Here is a 13,114-nt window from a genome sequence, read left to right as displayed (position 1 = left end):
CGGGAGATTTCTCAAGTCCTCATAAGAGGAGAATGCGAGCAGATCGCTTTATGCGCTTTTATTTTTCGGGTTGAAAATATAATTGAGCTCATCGATCTGGGTCGCATTGAGCAACCGATGCGGCCGGTTTCCAACCAATAAAAGAAGCTTGGCTGTTTCTTCCAGTTCCTCGGCGGCAAAGACGGCACTGTGCAGATCAGGTCCGGAGACGACAGGGCCATGATTGGCGAGAAGAACGGCGGCTGCACGGCCACCAAGCGCGCGGATCATATCGCCCATGGCCGGATCACCGGGGCGCACATAAGCCAAGAGCTTCACCTGGCCGACCCGCATGACGACATAGGGCGTGAGCGGCGCGATACAGTCCTCCGGATCAAGATCCGAAAGACATGAGAGTGCCGTGGCATAGCTCGAGTGAAGATGCACGACCGCACCTGTTGCCTCGCGCGTTTCATAGAAAGCGCGGTGCAGAAAAACTTCCTTGGAGGGCTTGTCGCCGCTTACATGGTTACCATTGCTGTCGAGTTTCGAGATACGGGCCGGATCGAGAAAGCCGAGACAGGAATTTGTCGGCGTGATGAGAAGTCCGTCCTCGACCGCGACACTGATATTGCCGGCAGAACCCACCGAATAACCGCGCTCGAAGAGCGATTTCGCCAGTACGACCAGCTCTTCACGTTTCGCGGACTCGTTCATGCGGACATCCTCGTCAATTTCCGTTCTCCATCATCGCAAGCGCGCGCTCGAAGAAATCCTCCTGCCCGAAATTACCCGACTTCAAAGCCAACGCCAATGGCAGCGGACTGACAAGAACCGGAACGCCCGGCGCAATCTCCGGCCCAATGGTCATGGCCTCAAGCCCCAGTCCCGATACGACAGCGCCGGACGTCTCTCCGCCCGCGACCACCAGCCTGCGCACCCCACGCCCCACAAGCTGTTTCGCCGTTTCGGCGAAAAGACCATCAAGCCGGTGAGCGACTTCTTCCCTGCCATACTTTTTCTGGGCCGCATCAACATTTGCGGGCTTATTCGACGAATAGACAAGCGGCGACTTATTCCAGTTTTTCTCGACGAAGGCTACGAGCCGGGATGAATTCAGAGAGCCGGACATAACTTCATCGGTCGAAATCGCCATGGCAGGATGCGACTTGCTGTGGCAGGCAACCTGAGCCAGCGTTGCCTGCGAACAGCTCCCCGCGAGGATTGCGTCCGGCCCAGTGATACCGTCAATTCGTGCAGGCGTTTGGCCGCTACTGTTTCTGGCAGCAAAATTATTTGGCAGTCCAAGCGCAATGCCCGAACCGCCTGTGATGAGCGGAGCGCCCGCCACAGCCTTGCCTATCTCAAGCAGGTCTTCATTGCGGACAGCATCGACAACCACAAGCGTCTCGCCGCGCTTTGCCGTATCGTTCAGCGCCGTATGAATCGCACTGCCCCCCTGTTCGACAACGCTCCACGGGACAAACCCGACAGGGTCCCGGCTCTGCAGACGCAACCAGCGTCGAATATCGCTGTCGGTCATCGGGTTGAGCGGATGGTTGCGCAAGCTCGACTCATTGAGCGGAACGTCCCCAACAAAAAGATTACCTTGATAGATAGTCCTTCCCGCCCCCGGGAATGCGGGGCAAACAACGACGCCTTTGACACCCAGCGCATTGGCGAGGGCTTCGGCAACCGGACCGATATTGCCGGCCGCTGTCGAGTCGAAGGTCGAACAATATTTGAAGATGATCTGGCTGCAGCCCTGCTTTCTCAGCCAGGCCAGCGCCGCCAGCGATTGCGCGACTGCCTCGTCAGCCGGTATTGAACGGCTTTTCAGCGAAACCACTCCCGCCTCGCATTTTGCCGGCGCCTGACCTTTGGGAATGCCCATGAATTGCGTGGTCAGAAGGCCCGGCGTTCCCCCATTTCCCTTCGCCAATGTATTGGCGATATCGCTGGCCCCGGTAAAATCATCCGCAATCACGCCAATCAACATTATCAGTCTCCTTGCAAATTTCGTCCAGGGCCAGTTACGCCCGGATTAATTCGTCATGACAATAAATCCGCACGATTTCCTCAAAGGTCTTATCCGGTACAAAGCCGAGATCAAGCGCAAGCCTCGCGTCAAATGCCTTGGGCCAGGTGCTGACAATGGCATGGATCGTTGCATCCGGTTCTTCACGAATGAGGGCGACAGCTTCCTCGCCGCCAACACGGTGAAGCGCTTCGATCTCATCGGCAACAGTTGCTGAAACACCAGGCAGCGTCAGGCTGCGAATACCGCCAAGCGGCGCCGTATCGAGCTCTGCGGCATGCACCAGATAACCGATGGCGGCGCGCGGCGAAGCAAACCAATGCCGCATATCTTTTGATACAGGCAGCACCGATGGCACGCCGTTGAGCGGTTCGCGGATAATGCCGGAATAGAAGCTGGATGCGGCCTTGTTTGGCTTTCCTGGCCGTACGCAGATCGTCGGCAACCGGATGCTGATACCATCGATGATCCCGCGCCGGCTATAATCGGCAACCATGAGTTCGCCCATGGCTTTCTGCGCGCCATAGCTCGAAAGAGGCCGCAGAATAAAATCATCAGGGATCACATCCGGAAGCGGAGCACCGAATACGGCAAGCGACGAGGTAAATACGAAGCGCGGCCGATAATCTCCCCCAAGCTTTCGAACAGCTTCCAGAAGTGCCCGTGTGCCATCGAGATTAACCCGGTAACCCTTGTCGAGATCAGCTTCCGCCTCACCGGAAACAACGGCTGCCAGATGAAAGATGATATCCGGCTGTGAAGCAACGATTGCCTCGGCGGCTCCCGCTGCAGAAAAGTCAGAAACGAGCATTTCGGTTTTAATCGGGCCGTTCACTGCAGTTGGAGCCACAATATCATGCAGGACAAATCCAGATATCGGCTTACCTGCTACTGTTCCCGATTTCGACAGCCGATCGACAAGCTTGCGGCCGAGCATACCGGCAGCCCCTGAAACAGCAACGCGCATATTATACTCCTGCAAAAATCGTCTAATGAGACCGAGAACGGATGAACTTATCAATCCATGCGAGCCCGGCGCTTGTATCCCCCCGGGGCTTGTATTCAAGTCCGATCAATCCGTCATATCCAATCTCTTGGAGAACCTCAAAGACGTGGCCGGGATTGACCTCGCCTTCATCTGGTTCGGCGCGGCTTGGCACGGCGGCCAGCTGGACATGGCCGATAATCGGCGCATGGCGTCGAAGCCGCGTTGTCAAATCGCCCTCCATGATCTGGACGTGGTAGATATCGAAAAGCAGCTTCACGTTGGGAGCGCCGATCTCTTCAATGATTCCGGCAATGTCATCGGACCGGGTGACCAGGTATCCTGGCTTGTCCCGGACATTGAGCGGTTCCAAAAGCAGCTTGATGCCATGGGGCTCTGCCTTGTCTGCGGCTTTCCGCAAATTCCTGACATATGTCGCGCGCGCGCGTTCCCTCTCACCATCGGCAACGACGGCGGCCATGACGTGAATAACCCGGGCTTCCAGCGAGCGCGCATAATGCAGCGCCTGATCGAAATCCCGTTCAAACTCGGCCTCCCTGCCGGGTGCTGCCGCCATTCCCCATTCTCCCGCGGCAACATCGCCGGGAGCGGTGTTGAGCCCGGTCATCTCGACGCCAGCTCGCGAAAGCCGCTGTTGCAGCAATTCCACAGGAAAGTGATAAGGAAAATGACATTCCACCTTGTCGAAACCCGCAGCCTTTGCAGCATCGATCCGGTCCAGAAACGGCAGATCAGGAAAGAGGAATGCAATGTTCGCGGTCAACCGTTTGCGAAGAGATGTGGGGGAGTCTGCGCTCATTTGTCGACCCTCAGTGCATTCCTCAGCTTGCCTGCCGCGAGTAATACGTCCATATGTTTCAGCTCCTTCGCAACCGGGAGGCCATAAATTATGACCGCTTCAGTTCATACTTTTTGCGCGTGGGTGCAATTTCGGCTGTGCCGATAACGCCGTTTTTGATATGCTGCTCGACCTCCTCGTGCGAATAGCCAAGCTCGGCAAGGATATCCCGCGACTGTGCGCCGAGCGGTTGAGGCGCGAGACGTATCTCGGGGCTTCGACCATCATAGCGGATGGGATGTGAAAGAAGTTTCAACGTCGCATCGCTGGCGGCCGAGCCCACGCCGATAATGTGCTTGTTGTGCTGGACCTGCGGGTCTTCTTCCACAGCTTCATAGTCGTTCACAGGCATGTGCCAAACGTGTTTTGCCGTAAAGCGTTCCTTTAACTCGGCAATCGTAAACTTGCGGGTGCCGCGTTCCGTCAAGCTTGAAAGTTCTTCGCGGCGGGGGAAGTTATCTTCGTCCGAAATAGCGGAAAGTTCGGGCTCCTCTAGAGCTTCACCCAACTCCTGATTGGTACAGAGCGATATTGCAATACTTCCGTCACGGGCGGGATAAACACCATACGGACCCTGCATGCCCCATCCCGCGACATTACCGGGCTGGCGGATGTCAATTGGCCGCTTTCCATTAAGATAGGTGGTCAGGCTTTCCGTCTGCAGATCAAGCGCCGCTGCAAGAAGACTAACATCGACCCGGCATCCTTCACCGGTCTGGCGGGCGCGGAGCAATGCGGCCAATATCCCGACGGCAAGCAAAGCCGCGCCGTGATGATCGACAACCGACGCCCCAACGGCACGAGCGCCGTCGGGCTGACGTCCGGTGACGGCGACGAGGCCGGACAAAGCTTGCACCAGCAGATCCTGCCCCGGCTTTTCCCGATAGGGGCCGTCGGGGCCATATCCGCTGGCTGATGCATACACGATGTGCTTGTTGATTTCCCTGGCCTGCTCATAGCCGAGGCCAAGCCGTTCCATCACACCGGGACGAAAGTTTTCTGAGACGACGTCGGCCTCGGCAATCAATTTCCTGGCGATCTGCTTGCCTTCTTCGGAACGAAGATCAAGCGCCAGGCTTCTCTTGTTGCGGTTCGCGCAGGCGAACAAGAGAGACTCATCGCCAACATAGGTATCATTAGGGCTCCAGTTCCGCTGAAACGCACCACCCAGTGCTTCAATTGCGATAACATCAGCTCCAAGATCTCCAAGGATTTGCGCGCCGAGCGGGCCCATCAGAAAATGATTGAAACTAATTACTTTAACACCTTCCAGCATGCGCATTCCGTCACCCAATCCTAGTTCATCCATAAACCGCCGGTGACGTTGATCGCCTGCCCGGTCATATATCTTGCCTCGTTCGACAGGAGGAATGTGATGACGCCGGCCACATCGTCTGGTTCTCCCATTCGCCCCAAGGGAATAAATTTCACGCGTTCCCTGGCGGGCGCCAGGCCACGTTCGACCGACTGCCTGTCGGCCTCCGCGCGCATCTGTGTGTGGTCGATCGCACCGGGACATACCGCGTTCACCCGAATACCGAACTCTGCGACTTCCTTCGCGAAACTCTGCGTAAGTCCAATCATGCCGAACTTGGATGCCGCATAGGGACCGTGGCCGGCCATGCCCGCCTTCGCCAGCCAGGACGCCACGTTCACGATGCTACCCGAGCGTTGCCCAATCATGTGCTGGCCGACACTACGGCACATCAGAAATGTGCCGTCCAAATTGACCGAAAGAATCCGGCGCCAATCGGCATAGCTGCATTCCGTTATACGGTCCAAATGATCAATCCCGGCAGAGTTCACCAGAAAATCGATCGCGCCGCTTGCAGCAACGCGTCTCACCGCATCCTTAACGGCTTTCTCGCTCGCTATATCGACAATCAGACTCATAATTGGAGGGCTCGCCAATTCGCCCGCCAATATATCCAGTCCTGAAGCATCGCGATCGACCACCACCAGCCTGCAGCCCCGCTCGGCCAGTCTGATTGCTACCGCTTTTCCGATTCCAGACGCGGCACCTGTAACCACAGCCAGCTTGTCTTTGAAATAATCCACTTTGAATCCTAGCATAATGTAATCCATTACATAAATTGAGCTCAAAGAGTTGTCAATGATTGGCAGCACTGGAATTGGAAAATTACGAAAGCATTTGTTATTAACTGGCAGGTCTCAGTCGCGCGGAGCAGCCGTCGTCTTGCGAACGATCAAACTCGTTTCAAATGCGGGCGTGGATGGGATCGTCAGTCCCAAACAAATCTCGACGATACGCTCGCCTACCGCCTTACCCATCGACACGGAAGGTACGCTGACTGTAGTGAGCGGGGGTTCTATATGCGCAGCGATCTCAAGATCATCGAAACCGACAATCGAGATATCCTGCGGCACCTGTATATTTCTCGCTTTGCATTCCTGTAGCGCGCCGATTGCCAGCATATCGCTGCCACAAACGATGGCCGTCGGTTGGAGCGATTTGTCAAAAATCTCCTGCAGGGCAGTTCGGCCGCCGATAATGGTATATGGTGCCTGTGCAATCCATTCGTCCGAGGGCAGTTGGTGCGCATTCATCGCCGTGACATAGCCCTGAACCCGGGCGAGCGCACGATCATTACGGTTGGTAGTCAGTCCGGTAAGCATCGCGATCTTCCTATGACCGAGAGACACCAGATAATTGACAACCTCACTGACCGCGCGGGCATTGTCGAAGCCTATGGAACCAATGGTGTCTGTTGGATCGAAGACATAGGCGGTGACATAAGGAACACCGGACGTCGCAAGCAGCCTGCTGAGTTGCTTATCACGCAAACGCCCGACCAAAACCAGGCCTTGCGCGCCCTGACGGATCAGCTTCGCAGCCTGCTCAGCCTCAGACTGCAGATCATACTCGCTGGTGGTCAGAAGGGCGAAGAATCCCTTCTCCGCCAAGGTCTTTTGTAGCGATGCAAAAAAATCCGCATAAAGCGCGTAGCTTAACGTGGGAACAACAACACCGATAAGGCGAGTTTGATTTTGACGCAATGCTCGGGCGGAATCGTTGGGTATGTAGCCCAGCTTCTGGATCGCCATGGTCACGCGCTCCCGGACCTCCGGGCGTACCACATCGGGGCTGTTCAATGTTCGTGAAACGGTGGCTGTAGAAACCCCGGCAAGCTTCGCCACATCGTTGACTGTTGCGTTGTTCTGGGCGGGGTTTGTCTTGGTTGACCGACGTCGTCTTTCAACCTGTTGATCGCCCATCCGTTGTCCGCCTTATTTTTGAAAACTCACTATACTAGTCGCTGTACTCCAGTCCCGCGAAAAAACAACCATAGTTTTGAACCGCAAACATATAGTTGAAGCTCTCAGTGCTTCTCCAAACGCTTACCGGTCTCCCCATCAAAGAGGTGCACTTTTTCGACATCAGGTGAGACCCTGATGATATCACCGGCCTTGGCAGAGATACGGTCGCGAAGCACTGCCACTATATCGGCCTCGGCAAATTTCATCATGATCTGCGTCTCCGAACCGGTAGGCTCAATAACCTGAATCCGTGCTTCGGTACCGTTCTCATCAGGCCGGAGGTGTTCTGGACGGAACCCGTAAACCGCAGACCTTCCCGCTGCACCATGGAAAGCTTTTGGCAAGGGCATTTTCGTTCCATCTTCAGACTTGAAGTGCGGGTTTTCACCTTCGACCACAATGCCTTTCAAGAAGTTCATTGCCGGTGAACCGATGAAACCGGCAACAAAGAGATTTGCGGGATTGTCGTAGAGATCCAGCGGCGCCCCGATCTGTTCGACATTTCCGCCATTCAGCACAACGATCTTGTCGGCCATCGTCATCGCTTCGATCTGGTCATGCGTAACATAGATCATGGTTGTCTTGAGGCGCTGGTGCAAATCCTTGATTTCCGCGCGCATTGCCACCCGCAGCTTGGCATCGAGGTTTGATAGCGGCTCGTCGAACAGAAATACCCTTGGGTCACGAACGATAGCACGACCCATGGCGACGCGCTGCCGCTGCCCACCCGATAGCTGGCGCGGGTATCGATCAAGATAATCCTGCAGCCCAAGGATACCAGCGGCCTTGGCAACCCGTGCAGCAATATCGGCTTTCGACGATCGCTTCAGCTTGAGCGAGAATGCCATGTTGTTGGCAACCGTCATATGCGGATAGAGCGCATAGTTCTGGAACACCATCGCAATGTCGCGGCCCTTGGGCGGAGCATCATTGACGACGGTATCGCCAATTCTTACCTCGCCGGAGGTAATGCTTTCAAGGCCGGCAATCATGCGGAGCAAGGTCGACTTGCCACAACCCGAGGGGCCTACCAAGGTCACGAATTCGCCGTCCAGGATTTCAATGTCGACATCATGGATTACATCCATGGACCCGTAGGATTTAACGATATTCCTGATACTGACACTCGCCATCTGACGCTCTCCCTGAACTGCTTGTCACCAAACCGCGGCAGCCAACTTCTCCATGGAGCGCTCTTGCCCCGATGAAACCTGATCCCGGCTTTTCATTATCTCAAACCGTGCTGGGCACGGAAAACTTGCGTCCTGGGTTAACTTCTGGGAACCCATTTCAAAATGTGCTGGCCTACAGCCATTGTCTTTCCGTCATCATTGACCACGGTCACGTCGGCAACAGCACGGCGTTTTTCCAGATCGATCACGGCAATCTTGTAGGTGACGGTTATGGTATCCCCGATAAAGACCGGCGCGATAAATCGTATTCTGTCGTATCCGAGAGAGACCGGCGTTTCGGGAGCGTCGTCGCGGCCAGCGCGTTCTGCAACCATGGTCGAGGTTGTGGACATGAACCCTATAAGCATTGAGCCATGGGCCATTCGGCGGCCATAGACAGTTTTCCGCATTTCGGCTTCGTTCATATGGTTCGGGGAAAAATCCCCGGTCAGACCCGCATAGAGATAGATGTCGGATTCGCCAATCGTCTTGCTGAATTCAGCAGAATCACCAAGTTGGACGTAAAAATCGGTAGCCACGGTATGAAATTCTCCTGTTAGGCAACTTTGGCGTAAGCGGTTTCCGGCGTGAGGCGCGCCTCTTTCAGGAATTGGCTGATCCTCGCAATTTCTTCCGCATCGAGCTTTGCCAGAGGTGGGCGAACCACCGCACGTTCCATTCGGCCAAGCATGACAAGCGCATTTTTCATGCGCGTAAATTGATCGAGCATGGGCGAGTCATAAAAGGCCCGAACAGTTGGATAGATCCTGTCATTGATCACGCTTGCCTTTGCCAAGTCCCCGGACTTTATCGCAGTGAAGAGAGCGACCTGAAGGTTGGCGATAACGCTGCCGGCACCCGACAAAACCCCCTGGCACCCCATTGCCAGCGAACCCATCAGCCACGTGCTGTGCGTCGTCAGAACGCTCACAGGATTATCGAGAGCGCCAAGTTCGCGAATATGCCGCTCATGGATCTTGCCATCACCATATTGGTCCTTGATCGCGCGGATTTGCGGATAGCGATGGCAAAGATCCAGAAGCGTCTCAAGCGGATAGGCCAGTCGTGAGGTAGCCGGAAACTGGAAAACAATGATCGGCAAGCTGCATGCTTCGGTGATCCAACGGAAGTGCTCGACAATGCTTTCCGGACGCATGTGACCTTCAAGCGCGAGAATATCCGGCGGAAAGACAAGTAGCGCGTCGGCACCTTCATCCTGCGCCACGCGGGCGAGCCGGGCCGCTTCCATGCTCGAATTCGTAAACACACCGACGATGAGCGGGACGGTCGTTCCAAGTGTCTCCTTGGCGACGGCAGCAACCCGGCGCTGTTCATCGAAGGTCAACGAGGCTACTTCGCCGGCGTGACCGTTCGCGCAGATCGCGCTGACCCCGGCAACCGATGCAATATCCGTGAGATGACTGCGGAACGAAGCTTCATTGATCGAGAGATCTTCATTGAAGGGCGTGAGGCACGCAGGCATGACGCCGCGGGCAACGAAGCGAGAAGTTTCAACCATGATGAGGTCCTTTCAATTGTATCAACGCTGGACACCGGCCATCGAAATGCCGCTGATGACGTGACGTCTGAGAACTAGGAAGATGATGAGTGCCGGAAGCGTGGCCATGAACGATCCAGCCATCATGAGATCGTATTGAATGTCCGATGCAGCCACCAAGGTCTTCAATCCGATCGGCATCGTGCGCACGCCGGAACGTTGAAGTGCGACGAGAGACCAGAAGAATTCATTCCACGAGAAGACAAAGATAAAGATCGCCAGCGCACCGTATGCCGGAAGCGAGACGGGAATGATGATGTGCCAGAGTATGCGAAGATGTCCGCAGCCATCGATTCGCGCCGCGTCTTCCAGTTCCGTTGGGATGTTGATGAAGAACTGGCGCAACAGAAACAGGCTGACCGGCAAGGCTGAAAGCGGCAAAGCAACTGCCCAGAAGGTATTCAGCAATCCCAGATCCTTTACAATGAAGAACAACGGGATGGAATTGATCTCCCAGGGAATGAACATCGCTGATAGCAGGATCGCGAAGACAACATTACGTCCCCGCCATTTCATGCGGGCCAGCGAATAGGCTGCGAACGTCGTCACAACAATGGTGATTACCGTTGCCAGCAGCGAGACCTGAAACGAATTGGCAAGCCAGAGAAAGAACGGGCGCTTGTCCAGCAGATCTCTGAAATGCTCGAACGTGATCGCCGATGGCAACCAATTTGGCGTGAAGCTCATGACCTCAGGCGTTGGCTTTACGGCTGTGATCGCCATCCAGATAATGGGGATGATCCAGATCAGAGCCAGCCCGTAGTAGAACGTGTATTTAAGGATACTCTTGATCGGTCCAGACGCCGTACTCATCAACCCAACTCCGACTTGAGACCGAGGAATTTCACCAGCGCAATACTGATGACAAACACAATTGCGAAAAGCATGAACCCGATTGCGGCGGCTTGGCCGAAGTTGAAAGATTCAAAGGCTGTACGGTACATGAACAGTGCCAGAACCTCCGATGACGTGCCGGGGCCACCATTGGTCATGATCAGAACCTGGCCGAGCGTGCAGAGTCCCGCAACCAAAGTGAGGATGGCGGCAAAGAGGATTGAGGGCTTCATCAAGGGCAAGGTTATCGAGAAAAACTGCCTAATGGGTCCGGCGCCATCCAAGGCAGAGCTTTCATAAAGCTCGTCGGGAATTGCATTGAGGCCGGCACGAAACACGATCATGCGATAACCGCACAGCCACCACGCCGAAACAAAGGCAATCGTCGGCAGAACGTAGGCGGGGCTATTGAGGAAATCGGGCGGCGAAAACCCTATCGCCCTGATATAGTAGGGTAGAATACCGACATTGGGATCGAGCAGAAACGCCCAGAGAATACCAACGACCGACACGTTCAGGAGATACGGAAAGAACAGCGCTCCTTCGATAATGGCGACTGTGCTCATCTTCGCACTTTTCAAAAGAAGGGCAAAAGCAAGTCCCAGGGCAAGAATAAGCGGGATCGCCCAGGCCGCGTAGATAAAGGTGTTTTCCAGAGCGTTCCAGAACCGGTCATTGCTGAAAAGCTGCGTATAATTATCAAAGCCTACGAACGGAGATTGCCCGATAGGATTCCATTTATGCAGGCTGATATAAAAGCCGTAGCCTACAGGAGCGATGGCAAACAGGAGCCACAATATCAAATACGGTAGCAGGAATAACAAGCCGATTATTGTGTCGGCTTTGGTGTTTTCATTTTTTGATGTCATGCCTGTTCACCGTCGATCTCCGACCCCTGTTACGCTGTGGATTGCGACTTAAGCGCCGGCCAGAACCTTGTTCACATCCGCCTCTGCCCTGTTCAAAGCTTCCGCGACCGTGATTGTCCCGTTATAGGCCTCCTGCACATGCGGCTCGACCGCCAGATCGACATCCGTAATCTTCGGATGCCGCGGCTCTGCCTGCATAAGACCACTGGCGGCTGCTTGGGAGAACATGCCCAGGGTCTTCTTCCAGGTTTGAGTTTCTTTGAGCTTGGGATCGTTGATCGCAGCCTTGAAGAGAGGTACTGCGCCGCCCATTTCGCCCCATAGGGAATAGTACGGCAGGAAAGCCTTGAGGAATTTAGCCGTGGCCTGCAATTTGGCCACTGTTTCATCGCTATCCGGCTGCTTGGGCAGGACGATCAGATGATAACCACCCCAGGATACCTGACGATCAAAGAACTTTGGAGGCATAGAACAACCATAATCCAGCTTTGCCTTCTCGACGGTCAGATAGAACCATGTGCCGTTTTGCAGCATGCCCAGTTCGCCCGATAGAAACTGGTTGGTGCCATTTGTCCCTGGCCTGTTCCAGCCCTGCTTCTGGACCATATCGACAAGATATTGCAGACTCTGGCGGCCCTTGTCAGTATTAAACGCCGCCTTGTCGCCCTTGATATAATCCTCGTTCAAGCTCCAAAGCAGAGCGAGCCAAGCCCGGCGAATATAGCGAGGTTCTCCGCTCAAGGCCGGATGATAGGGAAGCTTGCCAATTTTCTTGATTGCCTCGCAGGCGCTTTCAAACTCTTCGCGCGTCTGCGGGAATTTTTCAGGATCGAGGCCGGCCTTCCGGAAGATATCCTTGTTGTAATAAATACCGAAACCGTTCTGATCGAGCGGAATGCCAAGTGCCTTGCCACCGACCAATGAGATATCCCACTGTGCAAAATCGTCGGTTTTGGCACCCATCAACTCGAGAATATTTCCGGCAGGAGTGTCTTGAACATCGTATAGGACCTCCGCAACGGACTCGTAGCGAAAGTCATCAACAATACCGATCTGCGGCGCGGACTCTGCAACGACAGAATTATAGAGCTGTGCGTAATATTCCGTCCATGCGCCTTGGGTAAGATCGATGTTCAGGTCCGGGTTACTGGCATGGATGTTCTTTACGATCGTTTCCATCGCATCGGCATCGCCACCGTGAAACAATGTGTTGAACCACATCTTCGTTTCGGCCGCCGACGCTGGCACCGAACCCAACGTGCCGGCCAAGGGCGCCAGGCCCAGGCAAGCCATCGCTTTCATAAAATCTCTGCGTTCCATCGCCGTCCCCTTCCTAGTTGTGCGTCAATTGTCAACTTTGCCGCTTCAATATGTAATGGATTACATTTATCGAATTACCTGTCAAGAATAAAGAGAAAAAGTGCCATCCATTTGATAAAAACTTGCGGGACCAAGCTGTCTGCGTATCGTTTATTCGTTCCGAGAGCGGGGCAATTTTGCGCATTATCCAACGGCTGCGTTGCCGATCCACGGCAATGCAT

The 13,114-nt window shown here is 54.8% G+C and carries 13 protein-coding genes; all 13 read right to left on the bottom strand.

The annotated features are described in order from the left end of the window. Positions 1–48: 48 nt before the first annotated feature. Entirely contained in the window at positions 49–696 is a 648-nt protein-coding gene (gene otnC / locus ABKW30_RS21385) for a 3-oxo-tetronate 4-phosphate decarboxylase (RefSeq protein WP_348600951.1), read from the bottom strand. Between the two features lie 13 nt (positions 697–709). Beyond that, positions 710–1,978, bottom strand: coding sequence for a 3-oxo-tetronate kinase (gene otnK / locus ABKW30_RS21380; RefSeq protein ID WP_348600950.1), 1,269 nt, complete (start codon positions 1,976–1,978; stop codon positions 710–712). Between the two features lie 34 nt (positions 1,979–2,012). After that, complete coding sequence (denD, locus tag ABKW30_RS21375) at positions 2,013–2,984, bottom strand: D-erythronate dehydrogenase (protein ID WP_348600949.1); 972 nt, start codon at positions 2,982–2,984, stop codon at positions 2,013–2,015. A gap of 22 nt (positions 2,985–3,006) precedes the next feature. Further along, positions 3,007–3,822 (bottom strand): TIM barrel protein, encoded by an 816-nt coding sequence (locus ABKW30_RS21370; protein WP_348600948.1) that lies wholly within the window; start codon positions 3,820–3,822, stop codon positions 3,007–3,009. Positions 3,823–3,910: 88 nt separating this feature from the next. Continuing rightward, complete coding sequence (locus tag ABKW30_RS21365) at positions 3,911–5,155, bottom strand: CaiB/BaiF CoA-transferase family protein (protein WP_348600947.1); 1,245 nt, start codon at positions 5,153–5,155, stop codon at positions 3,911–3,913. Positions 5,156–5,157: 2 nt separating this feature from the next. Beyond that, entirely contained in the window at positions 5,158–5,934 is a 777-nt protein-coding gene (locus tag ABKW30_RS21360) for an SDR family NAD(P)-dependent oxidoreductase (protein WP_348600945.1), read from the bottom strand. Positions 5,935–6,033: 99 nt separating this feature from the next. Then, positions 6,034–7,098, bottom strand: a complete 1,065-nt coding sequence (locus ABKW30_RS21355; RefSeq protein ID WP_348600944.1) for a LacI family DNA-binding transcriptional regulator — start codon at positions 7,096–7,098, stop codon at positions 6,034–6,036. A gap of 104 nt (positions 7,099–7,202) precedes the next feature. Next, positions 7,203–8,273 carry a sn-glycerol-3-phosphate ABC transporter ATP-binding protein UgpC gene (gene ugpC, locus ABKW30_RS21350; protein WP_348600943.1) on the bottom strand — a complete coding sequence of 357 codons (1,071 nt, stop codon included), beginning with the start codon at positions 8,271–8,273 and terminating at the stop codon, positions 7,203–7,205. A gap of 137 nt (positions 8,274–8,410) precedes the next feature. Then, a complete protein-coding gene (locus ABKW30_RS21345; protein WP_348600942.1) occupies positions 8,411–8,851 on the bottom strand; it encodes a MaoC/PaaZ C-terminal domain-containing protein in 441 nt (146 codons plus the stop codon). A 17-nt stretch (positions 8,852–8,868) separates the two neighbouring features. After that, on the bottom strand, positions 8,869–9,831 hold the full coding sequence (locus ABKW30_RS21340; protein ID WP_348600941.1) for a dihydrodipicolinate synthase family protein: 963 nt from the start codon (positions 9,829–9,831) through the stop codon (positions 8,869–8,871). A 21-nt stretch (positions 9,832–9,852) separates the two neighbouring features. Beyond that, a complete protein-coding gene (locus ABKW30_RS21335; RefSeq protein WP_348600940.1) occupies positions 9,853–10,683 on the bottom strand; it encodes a carbohydrate ABC transporter permease in 831 nt (276 codons plus the stop codon). Then, positions 10,683–11,573 carry a sugar ABC transporter permease gene (locus ABKW30_RS21330; protein WP_348600939.1) on the bottom strand — a complete coding sequence of 297 codons (891 nt, stop codon included), beginning with the start codon at positions 11,571–11,573 and terminating at the stop codon, positions 10,683–10,685. Before ABKW30_RS21330 ends, ABKW30_RS21335 begins: the two co-directional genes overlap by 1 nt. 48 nt (positions 11,574–11,621) lie before the next feature. After that, complete coding sequence (locus tag ABKW30_RS21325) at positions 11,622–12,893, bottom strand: extracellular solute-binding protein (protein ID WP_348600938.1); 1,272 nt, start codon at positions 12,891–12,893, stop codon at positions 11,622–11,624. Positions 12,894–13,114: the final 221 nt, after the last annotated feature.

Origin of the sequence: Phyllobacterium sp. SB3 (assembly GCF_040009165.1) — a bacterium.
GTDB lineage: Bacteria > Pseudomonadota > Alphaproteobacteria > Rhizobiales > Rhizobiaceae > Phyllobacterium.
This window is presented reverse-complemented; position numbering and strand designations above follow the sequence as displayed.